Annotated in this window: 12 protein-coding genes; 9 read left to right on the top strand and 3 right to left on the bottom strand. The window is 63.2% G+C overall.

Annotated features, from left to right (window positions below; translation table 11 throughout):
- The 6 genes from VEJ16_16840 to VEJ16_16815 form a co-directional block, all read left to right on the top strand.
- On the top strand, positions 1-1,313 hold a 1,313-nt coding region (locus VEJ16_16840; protein HYB11331.1), incomplete at its 5' end, for an AMP-binding protein.
- 4 nt (positions 1,314-1,317) lie between these two features.
- Positions 1,318-3,576 carry a bifunctional salicylyl-CoA 5-hydroxylase/oxidoreductase gene (locus VEJ16_16835; GenBank protein ID HYB11330.1) on the top strand — a complete coding sequence of 753 codons (2,259 nt, stop codon included), beginning with the start codon at positions 1,318-1,320 and terminating at the stop codon, positions 3,574-3,576.
- Positions 3,573-4,139, top strand: a complete 567-nt coding sequence (locus tag VEJ16_16830) for a hypothetical protein (protein HYB11329.1) — start codon at positions 3,573-3,575, stop codon at positions 4,137-4,139. The genes VEJ16_16835 and VEJ16_16830 overlap by 4 nt, the downstream gene beginning before the upstream one ends.
- The gene (locus VEJ16_16825) at positions 4,136-5,737 is read left to right on the top strand and encodes an AMP-binding protein (protein ID HYB11328.1); all 1,602 of its coding nucleotides are present in this window, start codon (positions 4,136-4,138) and stop codon (positions 5,735-5,737) included. Before VEJ16_16830 ends, VEJ16_16825 begins: the two co-directional genes overlap by 4 nt.
- A 24-nt stretch (positions 5,738-5,761) precedes the next feature.
- The gene (locus VEJ16_16820; GenBank protein HYB11327.1) at positions 5,762-6,718 is read left to right on the top strand and encodes a threonine/serine dehydratase; all 957 of its coding nucleotides are present in this window, start codon (positions 5,762-5,764) and stop codon (positions 6,716-6,718) included.
- Between the two features lie 89 nt (positions 6,719-6,807).
- Positions 6,808-7,368: a MarR family transcriptional regulator gene (locus VEJ16_16815; protein ID HYB11326.1), complete on the top strand. Its 561-nt coding sequence runs from the start codon at positions 6,808-6,810 to the stop codon at positions 7,366-7,368.
- Here VEJ16_16815 and VEJ16_16810 read toward each other — a convergent pair.
- The 3 genes from VEJ16_16810 to VEJ16_16800 all read right to left on the bottom strand — a co-directional run bounded on the left by VEJ16_16810 (position 7,365) and on the right by VEJ16_16800 (position 10,433).
- On the bottom strand, positions 7,365-8,156 hold the full coding sequence (locus VEJ16_16810) for an alpha/beta hydrolase (protein ID HYB11325.1): 792 nt from the start codon (positions 8,154-8,156) through the stop codon (positions 7,365-7,367). The two genes, VEJ16_16815 and VEJ16_16810, sit on opposite strands and share 4 nt — an antisense overlap.
- A complete protein-coding gene (locus tag VEJ16_16805) occupies positions 8,153-9,742 on the bottom strand; it encodes a benzoate-CoA ligase family protein (GenBank protein HYB11324.1) in 1,590 nt (529 codons plus the stop codon). The genes VEJ16_16810 and VEJ16_16805 overlap by 4 nt, the downstream gene beginning before the upstream one ends.
- Before the next feature lie 202 nt (positions 9,743-9,944).
- Positions 9,945-10,433, bottom strand: a complete 489-nt coding sequence (locus VEJ16_16800) for a flavodoxin domain-containing protein (GenBank protein ID HYB11323.1) — start codon at positions 10,431-10,433, stop codon at positions 9,945-9,947.
- Positions 10,434-10,619: 186 nt separating this feature from the next.
- On the opposite strand from VEJ16_16800, the gene VEJ16_16795 reads away from it, so the two are divergent.
- The 3 genes from VEJ16_16795 (at position 10,620) to boxB (ending at position 14,760) form a co-directional block, all read left to right on the top strand.
- Positions 10,620-11,579: a helix-turn-helix transcriptional regulator gene (locus VEJ16_16795; GenBank protein HYB11322.1), complete on the top strand. Its 960-nt coding sequence runs from the start codon at positions 10,620-10,622 to the stop codon at positions 11,577-11,579.
- Positions 11,580-11,653: 74 nt separating this feature from the next.
- On the top strand, positions 11,654-13,303 hold the full coding sequence (boxC, locus tag VEJ16_16790; protein HYB11321.1) for a 2,3-epoxybenzoyl-CoA dihydrolase: 1,650 nt from the start codon (positions 11,654-11,656) through the stop codon (positions 13,301-13,303).
- Positions 13,304-13,338: 35 nt separating this feature from the next.
- On the top strand, positions 13,339-14,760 hold the full coding sequence (gene boxB, locus VEJ16_16785) for a benzoyl-CoA 2,3-epoxidase subunit BoxB (GenBank protein ID HYB11320.1): 1,422 nt from the start codon (positions 13,339-13,341) through the stop codon (positions 14,758-14,760).
- Positions 14,761-14,773: the final 13 nt, after the last annotated feature.

Below are 14,773 nucleotides of genomic sequence, written 5' to 3'. Positions count from 1 at the left end.
TCGCTGTCGCGACGATGCCGCTATTGCGCGCGCGCGAGCTCGTCTACGTCCTTGAAAAAGCCCAAGTCAAGTTCGCCCTTTGCGACGTGACCCTCGCCGACGAGATGGAAGCGGCGCGCGCGCGCACGAACGTTGTCGAACACGTCGGATACTTCACAAGGCGAGGCGACGGCTCGCAAAAGGCTGCCGATCTCGACCGCCGAATGGCGGAAACGGGTGCCGGATTCGAGCCGGTCGATACGGCTGCGGACGATACCGCCCTCATCGCATTCACCTCGGGGACGACGGGCCAGCCCAAGGGGACCATGCACTTCCACCGCGACGTGTTGGCGATGTGCGACTGCTTCCCGCGCTACGTCTTCAAAGGATCGCCCGACGACATCTACACGGGCTCGCCCCCGCTTGCCTTCACCTTCGGCCTCGGTGCGGTACTTTGCTTTCCCATGAGATTCTGCGCATCGACGGTGCTGTTGGAGAAATTTTCGCCCGATACGATTCTCGAGACGATCGAGCGATATCGCGTCACCGCACTTTACACCGCACCGACCGCCTACCGCGCGATGACGGAGCAGGCCGCCAAGCGCGATCTCTCGAGCCTCCGTAAATGCGTCTCGGCGGGCGAGACCCTGCCACTGCCGACGTTCGAAGGTTGGCTCGACGCGACAGGCATCAAGATCATCGACGGCCTCGGGTCGACCGAAATGCTCCACATCTTCGTATCGGCGTCGGAAGGCGCGATTAAGCCGGGTGCCACGGGGAAGGCCATCCCCGGCTATGAAGCACAGGTCATGGACGAGGAGGGCAACATATTGCCGCCCGGCAGGGCCGGTAATCTCGCGGTCCGCGGGCCGACGGGCTGCCGTTACCTCGACGATCCCGCGCGTCAGCGCATGTATGTGAGGCACGGGTGGAACTTTCCGGGCGACATCTATGTGCGGGATGAGGACGGATACTTCCATTTTCAGGCGCGCGCGGACGATATGATCGTTTCCGCGGGCTACAACATATCGGGTCCCGAGGTCGAAGCGGTGCTGCTCGATCATCCCAAGGTGCGCGAATGCGCCGTCGTTGCGAGTCCCGACGCCGAGCGCGGCTTCGTCGTCAAGGCCTTCGTCGTCACGCGTCAACCGCAGGATGCCAACCCCGCGACGGTCAAGGAGCTGCAGGATTTCGTCAAGGCCGAGATAGCACCCTACAAATATCCTCGCGCAATCGAGTTCGTGGATACATTGCCGCGCACGGGGACCGGCAAGGTGCAGCGTTTCAGGCTGCGCCAACAGGAACTCGATCGCGCCAAGTCGGAGGCGAGCTAGGCCGATGAAGATCGCATGCTTGGGCGGCGGGCCGGGCGGCCTCTACTTCGCCATTTTGATGAAGAAAGCGCTACCCGAGGCCGAAATCACGGTCTACGAGCGCAACCGTGCCGACGACACGTTCGGCTTCGGGGTTGTGTTCTCGGATGCAACGCTTGCTAACCTTGGCGATGCGGACGTCGAAAGCTATGCGGAAATCCGGCGCCATCTCGCCCATTGGGACGACATCCATGTCCACCTGAAGGGCGAGGTCTTGCGCTCGACGGGCCACGGATTTTGCGGCTGCTCGCGCAAGGTGCTGCTCAACGTCCTGCAGGAGCGTGCCGCCGGCCTCGGCGTCAAGCTTGCCTTCCAGCATGAATTCGACGGTATCGAGTCTTTTGCCGATTGCGATCTCGTCGTCGCCGCGGACGGTGTCAATTCGACGATCCGCAGGAAATACGCCGCACGATTCGAGCCGGAAATCGATTTTCGGCCGAATCGTTTCATTTGGCTCGGGACGACCTATCGATTTCCCGCCTTCACGTTCATCTTCAAGGAAAACGCCCACGGACTTTGGCGCGTGCACGCGTATCAATACGAGGCCGGCAAGGCGACATTCATCGTCGAATGCACGGAGGAGACGTTCGTCAACGCCGGCCTCGACCCCAACGACGAGGATGCCGCGATCGCTTATTGCGAGGTTCTCTTCAAGGACGAGCTTGACGGCCATCGGCTGCTCAAGAACCGCTCGATCTGGCGCAATTTCCCCAATGTGCGCAACGGCCGATGGCATTTCGACAATGTGGTCCTGATCGGCGACGGCGTGCATACCGCGCATTTCTCGATCGGCTCCGGAACCAAGCTCGCGATGGAGGACGCGATAGCGCTCCACGAGGCGATGGTGGCACATCCTGGCGAGGTGAGGGCGGCACTCGCGAGCTATGAAGCCAAGCACCGGCCAGAGGTCGAGACCGTGCAGCGCGCCGCCCTCGTGAGCCTCAAATGGTTCGAGGAAACCGAGCGTTACTACCGCACGCTCGAGCCGCTTCAATTCGCCTTCAGCCTGCTCACCCGCTCCCTTCGGATCAGCCACGAGAATCTGAAATTGCGCGACCCCGCGTTCGTCGGCAAGGTCGACCGCTGGTTCGCCGAGAAAGCCGGGAATCAATCGGGTCTCAATGTGGCGGCCGATTCGCCTCCGCCACCGATGTTCACGCCCATCAAGCTGCGCGACATGGTCCTGCAGAATCGCGTCGTCGTCTCGCCCATGTGCCAATATTCGGCCCAAGATGGATTGATCGACGATTGGCATCTCGTGCACCTTGGCAGCCGTGCCTTGAGTGGCGCCGGGCTCATCATCACCGAGATGACCGACGTGAGTGCCGAAGGACGGATCACGCCCGGCTGTGCGGGTCTCTACAAGCCCGAGCACGTCGCGGCCTGGCGTCGCGTCGTGGCCTTCGTCCACAAGCACAGCTTCGCCAAGATCGGCATGCAATTAGCGCACGCCGGTCGAAAGGGATCGACCAAAGTCGGCTGGGAAGGCTATGACGAGCCGCTCGATGACGGCAATTGGCCCATCATAGCGCCTTCCCCGATTCCCTATTTCGGCAACAGCCAGGTGCCGCGGGAAATGACCCGCGCCGACATGGACAAGGTGAGGGACGATTTCCTGCGCGCGGCCGCGATGGCCGAGGAGGCCGGCTTCGATTTGATCGAGCTGCACTTCGCGCACGGCTATCTTCTCTCGACGTTCCTTTCGCCACTAACGAACCGGCGCCACGACGAATATGGCGGGAGCATCGAGAACCGCATGCGCTATCCGCTCGAGGTCTTCGATGCCGTTCGCAAGGTTTGGCCGGCCGAGAAGCCGATCTCGGTGCGCATTTCGGCAACCGACTGGGTGCGCGGTGGCTTCGACGGCGAGGATGCCGTAACGCTTGGCGCGCACCTCAAGGCCCATGGCTGCGACATCGTCGACGTGTCCGCGGGGCAAGTCGTGCCCGACCAGCAGCCGGTCTATGGCCGGCTCTTCCAAACGCCGTTCTCGGACCGCGTGCGCCTCGAGGCCGGCATCCCGACCATGACGGTCGGCAACATCTCGACCTTCGAGGACGTCAACAGCGTGCTCGCCGCCGGCAGGGCCGACCTATGCGTGCTCGCGCGGGCCCATCTTTACGACCCCTATTGGACTCGCCACATGGCGACCAAGCAGGGTTATCATATTCCATGGCCCAAGCCCTACCTTACGGTCGAGGATTACGAGCCGCGCTTCATGTGATACGCGCACGCCCTCGCGTGCGATACTTGCCGGCGACCGTGTCGGGGGCATTCGCCCTTGCCTTCCTTCTCGGGGCAGCGCCTGCCGACTTGCCTGGGTGGGACCAGGCGCGATGGGGGATGACGACGGAGGAGCTCGGCAAGACGTTCGGCCCACGCTTGCGCAAACTTTCACCGGGGCTGCAATATAAGGACAGCATCGGGGCCGCGGTCATCAATCCCGTATGGCTCGGCTCCGCGCGATTTGCCGTGGTTTTTCAAGTGGACGAGCGTAGCCGGCGGCTTGTGCAAGTGCTGTTGACATTCAACGCCGGAACCCCACCCTTCGGAAGCTACGCGCAAGCGCGGCAAGCGCTTGAAGGAACGCTCGGTCCGCCCGGCAGAAGCGAGCGAAAGACGGACTACTCGAGCGATATCCCGTGGTTTCGCGTCGTCGACCGCTGGACCTTTCCGACGACGACCGTGGTGCTCACCTATTTCGAACCCGATTTCGAGGATACCTCGTGGAACAAGTCGCTTACGGTGCGCTACTTTCCCACGCGACCGAACGAGCCTGCGAAATGACCATGATCGCGCCTGCCGCCGACATCTTGACCGCGCTCCCTTCCGGTCGGGCGAACGATCCCGCAATCTTCTATCGGGGGTCGGCGATCGGTTACGCCGAGCTTGAGGCCAAGATCGTCCGTGCCGCTGCGGGGCTTGCACGATTGGGCCTCGTCCGCGGCGATCGTCTCGCCGTGTGGCTCCCGAACGTGCCGGCGTGGCTTGTCCTCCTTTTTGCCGCAGCCCGCCTCGGCGTCCTTGTCGTCGCAATCAATACGCGGTTTCGCTCGCACGAGGTCGCCGACATGCTCGGTCGGTCCGGTGCGAAGGCCCTGGCTTTGTGGCCCGCCTTCAAGGGCATCGATTTCGCCGGCATCCTCGCTGAGGTGCCGGCCGACGCCCGCTCGGCTCTCCTTACCGTCATCGCCTATGACGAAGGCGAGCCGGTCGCGGAGCGCATCGCGGGTTGCCCGACGGTGCGCTATGGCGCACTCGAAGGCGGCCGCCCGTTCGACGAGGCCACCGCACTCGAACGCACGACGCCGTCGATCCTCTTCACGACGTCGGGCACCACGCGAGCGCCCAAGTTCGTCTTGCACACCCACGGCTCGATCGTGGCCCACGCCCGCGACGTAGGCCCCGGCTTCGGATTTACGGCGCCCGGTGCTGTCTTGTTGCAGGCCTTGCCCCTGTGCGGCGTGTTCGGATTTTGTCAGGCGATGGCGGCTCTCTCTGCCGGTCGGCCCATGATCATGCTACCGATTTTCGACGGTGCGGAGGCGGCGCGACTCATTGCCCATCACGAGGTCACGCATTTGAACGGCACCGACGAGATGTTCTTTCGGATCATGGACGCGGCCGACCTACACAATTTTTCGCTCGCGAGCCTCAGGCTGTGCGGCTACGCGGCCTTCGCCAACGCGCAGGGTTCGGCCCTCGTGGCGGAGGGCGACAGGCGGGGAATCCCCTATGTCGGGCTTTATGGCATGAGCGAGGTGCAAGCGCTTTTCGCGCGCCAGCCGGAGACCGCTTCCACCGAACAGCGTGCTTTAGCCGGCGGGATGCCTGTCTCGCCTCACGGCGCCTATCGGGTGCGCGATCCCGAGAGTGGGAAGCTTTTGCCGCCGGGTGAGGCGGGGGAGCTCGAGCTCAACGGCCCGAGCCGCTTCGCCGGGTACTGGGGCGACGAGGAGGCGACGGGGAAAGCGCTCACCGCCGACGGATTCATGCGCACGGGCGATCTTGCGCATATCGGGAGGGACGGCGGCTTCGTCTATCTCGCGCGGATGGGCGATTCGCTCCGCCTCGGCGGATTTCTCGTCAACCCCGCCGAGATCGAGGCTTTCATCGAGGAGCAGCCGGGAATAGCCGGCTGCCAGGTCGTTGGCGTCGCGAGGGGCCACGGCGCCGAAGCGGTCGGGTTTGTGACACTCGAAAACGGTGTAGGCTTCGATGAGCAATCCTTGTGCGCGCGTTGTGCGGGATCGATGGCGAAATACAAGGTGCCGGTCCGCATATTTCCGCTCGATGCGTTTCCCGTTACGGTCAGCGCCAATGGCGCCAAGATCCAGCGCGCCAAGCTCCGGGAAATGGCCGAGGCGAGACTGCGCATGAACTGAGTGCCGCTTGCTGGGGAGAGGTTGATGTCCGAAATCGAGCTTGTGACCCTCGACGAGATCAAGGCGGCGCGAAAGCGCATCGCGGGTGCCGTGCGGCGCACGCCACTCATCCAAGTCGGCCCGACGCAACGTCCCGCGATGGAGGAAGGAACGCTCTCCCTCAAGCTCGAATGCCTCCAAGTAACGGGATCGTTCAAAGCGCGCGGTGCCACCAACAAAGTCCGGAGCCTCAATGCTTCCGACGTGGCGCGCGGGCTCGTGACCGCGTCGGGCGGCAATCACGGGCTCGGCGTCGCCTACGCGGGATGGTGCGCCCGCACGCGTGCGCGGATTTACTTGCCGCGGCCGGTACCCCGGGCAAAAGCCGAGAAACTCCACCGTTGGGGCGCTGCCACGGACTATGTGGGCGAGGTGTGGGATGAATCGAATGCGGCTGCACTCCGTGCCGCAGAACTCGAGGGGTTGGCCTATGTCCATCCATTTGCCGATCGCGCGGTAATCGCCGGGCAAGGTACCGTGGGCCTTGAAATGCTCGAGGACGACCCCGCGATCGACACCGCGATCGTGGCGATCGGCGGCGGCGGGCTCATCGCCGGGGTCGCGACGGCGCTCAAGGCGCTCAAGCCTTCGATTCGCGTCGTCGGCGTCGAGCCTCGCGGGGCTGCCACCCTCCACGACAGCGTGAAGGCGGGCCGTGTGGTCGAGCTCCCCGAGGTGCGCACGGCGGCTGTGACGCTTGCCGCGAAACGGACCGATCCCTTCACGTTCGAGCACGTCCATCGTAACGTCGATAACATCCTTCTCGTGACCGACGACGAGATTCGCGACGCGGCCCGCTGGCTGTGGTTCGAACTCGGGCTTGCAGTCGAACTCAGTGCCGCCGCATCGCTTGCGGTCTTGCGCACGGGTCGCTACGCACCACATAAGAACGAGAGGGTCTCAGCCATCGTTTGCGGTGCTGGCACCGACGGCATGGAATAATATGTGCCGTCGCATGACGGCAACCTTTGTGAGCATAGCAAGCGTGTGTGTGCTATATTGAGCGGCGGGAAAGTGGAAGGAGGCGCGGGATGGCCAGGCAAGTGCGCAAGGTGCGCGCAAAAGGCTCTCGTAAAGGTGGGGCGAAGGCCGAAACGGGCAGGCTCAAACCGACGGGAGCAAGGCGCGGCAGTGCTGCGCATTCGAAGCTGGTCCATGAGCGCACTCTGGCGGGGCTCGTCACACTTACTAGCCGATTGTTCGCGCGCGCACTTCACGACCGCCTCGTACCCCATGGCGTAGCACCCGGCCAGCTTTCGGTACTCCAGCGCTTGTGGGAGGGGGATGGACTCACGCAGGCTGAGCTTGCCCGTGCCGTTCGCGTCGAGCAGCCGACGATGGCGCGCACGCTCGACCGCATGGAGCGGGACGATCTCATTGCCCGAATCCCGAGCAAACAAGACCGCAGGGCGTTCAACGTCCGTCTAACCTCGCGTGGGCGAGCGTTGCGCCGTGCGGTCGAGGCGGAATCGCGCTCGATTGAAACTCTCGCGCTCGGATCGCTCAAGCGCACGGATCGCGGTACGCTTGCGCGGATCCTCGGCGGTGTTGCCGGGAGTCTCGGCAGGGTCGTTTCCGGCGACGACCACTAAAGGAGCCGTCGGACGAAGCCTGCGATGGCGTCGCATGTCGCTTCCGGCCGGTCGCGGTGAGGCGAATGGCCGCAATCGGACAAGACCAAGCGCTCCCATGGACCCGATACCTGGGCCACAACCCGATCGACCTGCTCGAGCGTCCCATACTCGTCATTCTCGCCCTGGATCACGAGCGTGGGAACCTGAATCCCCGGCAGGAATTCCTCGAGATTCCACTCGAGGAACTTGGGATTTAGCCAACTATCCGCCCAGCCATAGAACGCGCCGTCGACGTTCGTCCCGTGATGGCGCATCAACTTCTCGCGCAAGCCCGTCGAGCGATAACTCTCACGCGTCCGCGCGATCGCCGCGACGCAAACGTGCTCGACGAAGACGTGAGGAGCGAGAAGCACCAAACCGCGCAAGGACCGCCCGTTCTCGCCCGCATAGATAAGTGAGATCGATGCACCATCCGAATGCCCGATCAGGATCGCGTCGTCGACGCCGGCGGCTTCGAGAAGGGCGGGGAGGACGGCTCTGGCCTCGTCATGCATGAAGCTCAAGGGCCGGGGTAACGCAACGGAATCGGACTTGCCATAACCTTGCCGGCTATAGACCAGTGCGGGGCAGCCCGTTGCATTCGCGACGTCGTTCGGAAAGTCGCGCCAGAGGCTGACCGAGCCCAGTCCCTCGTGAAGAAAGACCAACATCGGCCGTCCAGGTGCCGGCGCGCCGAAGCGCGCGAGCTCGAGCCGCACGCCATCGACGATCAGGGCGGAATTCGATGTATCGGGCAATTCGTTCAATGCTGTCTCAGCTTGAAGCGCTGGATCTTGCCGGTCGCGGTCTTCGGCAGCTCCGCCACGAACTCGATCCAGCGCGGGCATTTGTAGGGTGCCAAGCGGGTTTTCAAATAGGTTCTGAGGGATTCGGCGAGGTTGTCCGACGGCTCGAAGCCATCCCTCAAGACGACATATGCCTTGGGTTTGATGAGCTTGCTGTCGTCCTCTGCTCCCACGACCGCCGCCTCGAGCACGGCTTCGTGAGTCACGATGGCTCCTTCGACCTCGAACGGCGAGACATAAATTCCGCCCACCTTGAGCATATCGTCCGAGCGGCCCTGATAGACGAAGAAGCCGTCCCCGTCGATCAGGTATTTGTCGCCCGTCCTCGTCCAGCGGCCGTGAAACGATTCGAGGCTCCTGGCGCGGTTATTCCAATACATGACGGCGCTTGTCGGCCCGCCGACATAAAGATCGCCGATCTCGCCCGGCTTTACCGGCACGCCATCGTCGCCGAGAAGCCGCATCTCATAGCCGGGCACGGGCTTACCGGTCGTGCCGTATTTGAGCGCCTGCGGACGGTTCGAGAGGAAGATGTGGAGCATCTCGGTCGAGCCGATGCCGTCGAGAATGTCCACGCCCGTGTGCTCCCTCCACCGCTTCGCGACTTGCTCCGGGAGCGCCTCACCCGCCGAAACGCACCAGCGCAGCGCCAGTTTCTCCCGACTCGGAAGGTTCGGGTCCGCAAGCATCGCCGCGTAAAGCGTCGGCACGCCGAAGAAGATCGTCGGCCGATGTTCGACGAGGCGCTTCGCAACCGATTGCGGCGTCGGCCGCTCCGCCATGAGGACCGCCGACGCGCCGACATGGAGCGGGAAGGTCATGGCGTTGCCGAGGCCGTAGGCGAAAAAGAGTTTCGCGGCCGAGAACACGATGTCCTGCTCGACGATGCCAAGGATCGGTACCGCGTAGAGTGCGGCCGTATGGACCAGGTCGGCATGCAGGTGGACGGCGGCCTTCGGTTGGCCGGTCGAGCCCGAGGTGTAGAGCCAGAAGCAGATATCGTCGGCGACCGTGGCGGCGGGCTCCAGGATTGTCGAAGCCTGTGCGATAAGGTCGTGGAGCTGAGGCCGGCCGTGACCCGTTCCACCATCGACCACGACAGCCTGGACGAACGCCCGGCCGTCAAGTGCCGGCGAGACTTTTTCATAAAGAGGTGCCGAAACGATCACGAGCTTGGCGCGGCTGTCGCGCAGCATGAAATCGTAGTCGTTTGCCGTGAGAAGCGTGTTCAGTGGGATCGGCACGGCGCCGAGTCTGATGGCGCCGAAGAAACAGGCGATGAAGTCGACCGAATCCAGCATCAGCAAGACGACCCGGTCCTCGAGCCCGATGCCGAGCGCCTTCATCATGTTGCCCGCGCGGTTCACGCGTTCGGCAAGTTGCGCATAGCTGTGACTTCCCCTGTCGTCGCGCACCGCGATCTTGCCGCCACGGCCCTCGACCAGGTGACGATCGATGAAATCGACCGATGCGTTGTAGCGACGCGGCACGGTGACGGTTGGGGGCGTGCTGAGGCGGTCGGTTTTGCTGAAGGGCGACATCGACATGTGCGTCTCTCGAAGCGTTTTCCCGCCGCGGCCGGGTCCTGTCGTTGCGCGGTCGCGCATCCGGCTGCGTTCGCTCAGTTTTTTGTGAACTCCATCGCGCCGTCAGGCAATAAATAAAGAGTCAATGCTTGTCTCCGCCCACCCGAGCAACCTCGCCAACGAGACCTCGAATTCCGTCTTGTTCATCGCAAGTTGCCCCTCTTTACGCGGCCTCGCTCAAGCGGATTGCCACCGCTTCGACCCACGTCTCGGCCCATGCGAGACCGGCTTCCTCGGGCACGGTGCCGGCACTGGCGTCATGCATCAGGACGTCGCCGATGCGCTCGGCCTTAAGTGCTGCGAGAACTTCGTCGAAGCGCTTGCCACCATGACAAAAAGTCTGGGCATAGGTGCGGTCGCCCAGGGATAGGACACCGTAACGTACGCCCGTGAGGTCGGGTCGCCGTACCGTGAGGTCGTCATAGAGCATCATGGCGTTGTCGGGAACATCGCCTTGGCCGTAAGTCGAGGTGCAGACGAGGTAGGTGCATCCCGACTCGAACACCGAGGCGTCGAGCCCGTCCATGATCTTGACTTCGATCTCATGGCCCTTGGGTTCGAGTGCTTCCTTGATTTCCTCGGCGACGAGTTCGGCCGTCCCCGTCATGGTGCCGACAAGAATGGTGAATGACGTCGCGGCGCCGACCCTCATTTTCCCGCCTTTTCCCCTGAAACGACGACATTCTCATGCCCGGCGAAAGCGGGCCGGACCCCACCGGGTTCGGTGGGTAGTTGCAAACATAATGCATTCGCATTATCATCACAAGCATTATATTGCATATTCAATGAGGATCGCATAATGTGCCCGCATCGACGAGGCATCGCGATGGGGGACAAAATGACGATGGATGCCAGGGCGGAGCAGAGTGACGACGCCAGCCGTCCGGATAACACGGGCGTCGCCGGCGGCGACGGCCATGCCGCCGCAGAACGCTATCTTCGGCTGATCGGGGAGCGCGTACGCAATGCCCGCGCCCGGCGCGGGATGACGCGCAAGATCCTCGCACGCGACTCGGGCGTTTCGGAGCGTTACATCGCCCAGTTGGAGACGGGCCAGGGAAACATTTCGATTTTGCTTTTCCGACAGATCGCCCGCGCCATGGGCCTGCCGCTTGCCGATCTTGCACGAGAGGGGCCGGATCGTCCCGTCGAATTCACGCTTGTGCGCCAGCTCCTCGAGCGCCTTTCCACGGACGAGCTTGCCGCGGCGCGAGAACTCCTGAGTGCTCGATTCGGACGCGCCCTCGACGGCCAACGTGCCGGCCGAATAGCACTCATCGGCTTGCGCGGTGCTGGCAAAACGACGCTCGGCCGGCGTCTTGCGAGCCATCTCGGTCTACCGTTCTTCGACATGGGAGAAGAGATCGAGCGAGATTCCGGCATGAGTCTTTCGGAAATATTTTCGCTCTCCGGGCAGGCGAGCTACCGGCGTCTCGAGAAACGCTGCCTTGAGCGTCTGCTCGAAAACCACGACCGGGCCGTCATCGAGACGGGCGGCAGCCTCGTTTCCGAGCCCATGACGTATGAGCTGCTCCTTCGCGGGTGCTTTACGATCTGGATTGCGGCGGCCCCGGAGGAGCATATGAGCCGCGTGGTCGCCCAAGGCGATTATCGACCGATGGCAGGGAATGACGAGGCGATGGAAGATTTGCGGCGAATCCTTGCCGAGCGTGAGGCGCTCTACCGCAAGGCGGACGCGTCGATCGATACCGCCAACCGCACCGAAGCGGAAAGCTTCAACGACCTGTTGCGCGTCCTTCCCGCTGCATTAGGCATTGCAGCTTCTCGGCGAGGATGACATCGTTTAGCAGTATATTGCACAAGATATCATTGTATGCATTATAATGCCGAAAGGCAGGGGAGCGTGACGCGATGATCAGCTTCGACACTCATCCGGATCGTTACAGGCATTGGAAGCTCGCCGTCGACGGGCGAATCGCCGTTCTCGCGATGGACGTCGCCGAGGATGGTGGCCTGAAGCCCGGCTACCAGCTCAAGCTCAATTCCTACGATCTGGGCGTGGACATCGAACTTCACGACGCACTCCAGCGCATTCGCTTCGAGCATCCCGCCGTCGGCGCGGTGATCCTGACCTCGGGCAAGGAGCGCATCTTTTGCGCGGGCGCCAATATCCGCATGCTGAGTCTCTCGAGCCACGCCGAGAAGGTCAATTTCTGCAAGTTCACCAATGAGACGCGGAACGGCATGGAGGATTCGAGCGGCAATGGCGGGCTCGGATTCGTATGCGCCGTAAACGGCCCCTGTGCCGGCGGGGGATACGAGCTTGCCCTCGCTTGCGATTTCATCGTCATGGCCGACGACGGCAACACCTCCGTCTCGCTGCCGGAAGTACCGCTCCTTGCGGTCCTGCCGGGCACGGGCGGACTTACGCGTCTTGTCGACAAGCGCAAGGTGCGGCGCGACCGTGCCGATTTCTTCTGCACCACCGAGGAAGGCGTTCGGGGCAAGCGCGCACTCGATTGGCGCCTGGTCGACGAGTTGGTGCCTCGCTCGAAGCTCGATGAGGTGGCGCGCTCGCGCGCTCTGGCGCTTGCCGAGCGCTCGGGCCGGCCGGCGGATGGGAAGGGGGTTGTCCTGGCGCCACTCGATCGCAAGATCGAAAGTGATCGCATTCTCTATCCCACGCTTCGCGTCTCGCTCGACCGTACGCTGCGCGCGGCCGAGCTTACGATCCTTGGACCCGAGGCCGGCCCGCCGCCGAGTATCGGCGATATTCACCGCCTCGGTGCGGCGTTCTGGCCGCTCGCCCTCGCGCGCGCACTTGACGACGCGATCCTTCATCTGCGCACAAACGAGCAGGAAATCGGCACTTGGATCTTCAAAAGCCAGGGCAATGCCGAGTTCGTCGAGGCGATGGACCGGGCGTTGGTGGCGCACCGCGACGACTGGTTCGTGCGCGAGGCGACCCATTTCCTCAAGCGTGTCTTCAAGCGTCTCGACGTGAGTTCGCGCTCGATCATCACGCTCATCGAGCCCGGAAGCTGCTTTGCCGGCTCGCTCCTCGAGCTCGCCCTCGCCGCCGACCGCAGCTACATGCTCGATGGGCAGCTGGAGGGAGACAATCGTCCGCCGGCCAGCGTGCGCCTCGGCGAACTCAATTTCGATGCCTATCCGATGCCGAACGGCATCAGCCGCCTTGCAAGCCGCTTCCTCGGCGAGCCCGAACGGCTCGACGTTTCGCGCTCGCTGATCGGACAAAGCCTCGACGCGCGCAAGGCGGAGGAAGCCGGGCTCGTCACCTTCGCACCCGATGACATCGATTGGGCGGATGAGGTGCGTCTTGCACTCGAGGAACGCGCTTCATTCTCGCCCGATGCCCTAAGCGGCATGGAGGCGAGCTTGCGCTTTGCCGGCCCCGAGACGATCGAAAGCAAAGTCTTCGGCCGCCTCACGGCGTGGCAGAACTGGATATTCCAGCGCCCCAACGCGGTCGGGGACTCGGGTGCGTTGAAGCGATACGGCACCGGCCAGCGGGGCGAGTTCGACCGGCGCAGGGTTTGAACGGCACGCGGGGCACCAAGCAGGAGTATTTTCATATGGCCATCGACTATAACGAACGGATTCCGAACAACGTCCACCTCTCGGACGACCGCCGCCTGCAGCGTGCGCTCGAGGCGTGGCAGCCGCACTTTCTCGACTGGTGGAAAGCGCTCGGACCCGATGGCTTTCAAGCGAAGGACGTTTTCCTGCGCACCGCCGTCTCCGTCGATGCCAAGGGCTGGGCAAGCTACGGCATGGTCAAGATGCCCGAATACCGCTGGGGCATCTTCCTGAACGACCCGCAACCCGATCGCAAGATCGGCTTTGGCGATTTCCACGGGCAGCCCGCATGGCAGGAAGTGCCCGGCGAATTCCGCGCCACACTGCGCCGCCTCATCGTGACGCAAGGCGACACGGAGCCCGCCTCCGTCGAGCAGCAGCGCCGCCTTGGCCAGACATGCCCCTCGCTTTACGACCTGCGCAATCTTTTCCAGGTGAACGTGGAGGAGGGCCGTCACCTCTGGGCGATGGTCTACCTCCTCCACGCCTATTTCGGCCGCGACGGGCGCGAGGAAGCGGAGGCATTGCTTCAACGTCACTCGGGGGACAGGGACAATCCGCGCATCCTCGGCACCTTCAACGAGCCCATCGAGGACTGGATGTCGTTTTATTGCTTCGGCTATTTCACCGACCGGGACGGCAAGTTCCAGCTCAAAAGCCTCGCGGAAAGCGGCTTCGATCCGCTCGCGCGCACTTGCCAGTTCATGCTGACCGAGGAAGCCCATCACATGTTCGTGGGCGAGACCGGCGTCGGCCGCGTCGTTCGCCGCACGCTCGAAGTCATGAAGGAACTCGGCACGGGCGAGCCCGACAGGATTCGCGCCCAAGGTGCGATCGATCTGCCGACCGTGCAGCGCTACGTGAATTTCTGGTGCTCTTCCTCTGTCGACCTCTTCGGCTCGGAAATTTCGACCAATGCCGCGGGCTACTTCGCAAATGGGCTCAAGGGCCGGCCCGATGAGGGGAACTACGAGGATCACCTCTGCGGCGATTCCGTTTTCACGCTCGAGAAGCCGACGCTCGATGACGGTGTCCAGACCGAGGACGTGCCAATGCGGAATGCAATGAACGAGATCGCGCGCAAGGCCTATCTCAAGGATTGCGACATCGGCGTGCAGCGCTGGAACCGCATCATCAAGAAGGCTGGCGTGGATTTCGAGATCAAGTTGCCGAGCGAGCGATTTCGCCGCAATGTCGGCGTCTGGGCGGGCCGGAATTTTGACCCCGCGGGCAAGCCTCTTTCGCCTGCCGAATGGGAGGCCGGGAATCCCGCGTGGATTCCGAGCGAGGCCGACCGGGCATTCGTCAAAAGCCTCATGCAACCCGTGACCGAACCGGGAAAGATGGCCGGCTGGGTCGCCCCTCCCGAGCGCGGCATCAACAATCTGCCGACCGACTATGAATATGTGAGGCTTTAGTCGCGTCTCGCAT

Source organism: Alphaproteobacteria bacterium, from assembly GCA_035625915.1.
Taxonomy (GTDB): domain Bacteria; phylum Pseudomonadota; class Alphaproteobacteria; order JACZXZ01; family JACZXZ01; genus DATDHA01.
The sequence above is the reverse complement of the archived record's forward strand: the minus strand, read 5'-3'. Positions and strand labels throughout refer to the sequence as shown.

Excerpts from the sequence above, each read along its gene's own strand:
- VEJ16_16835 (HYB11330.1), top strand. The coding sequence starts at position 1,318 with ATGAAGATCGCATGCTTGGGCGGCGGGCCGGGCGGCCTCTACTTCGCC.
- VEJ16_16825 (HYB11328.1), top strand. The coding sequence starts at position 4,136 with ATGACCATGATCGCGCCTGCCGCCGACATCTTGACCGCGCTCCCTTCC.
- VEJ16_16820 (HYB11327.1), top strand. The coding sequence starts at position 5,762 with ATGTCCGAAATCGAGCTTGTGACCCTCGACGAGATCAAGGCGGCGCGA.
- VEJ16_16815 (HYB11326.1), top strand. The coding sequence starts at position 6,808 with ATGGCCAGGCAAGTGCGCAAGGTGCGCGCAAAAGGCTCTCGTAAAGGT.
- VEJ16_16805 (HYB11324.1), bottom strand. The coding sequence starts at position 9,742 with ATGTCGATGTCGCCCTTCAGCAAAACCGACCGCCTCAGCACGCCCCCA.
- VEJ16_16800 (HYB11323.1), bottom strand. The coding sequence starts at position 10,433 with ATGAGGGTCGGCGCCGCGACGTCATTCACCATTCTTGTCGGCACCATG.
- VEJ16_16795 (HYB11322.1), top strand. The coding sequence starts at position 10,620 with ATGACGATGGATGCCAGGGCGGAGCAGAGTGACGACGCCAGCCGTCCG.
- boxC (HYB11321.1), top strand. The coding sequence starts at position 11,654 with ATGATCAGCTTCGACACTCATCCGGATCGTTACAGGCATTGGAAGCTC.
- boxB (HYB11320.1), top strand. The coding sequence starts at position 13,339 with ATGGCCATCGACTATAACGAACGGATTCCGAACAACGTCCACCTCTCG.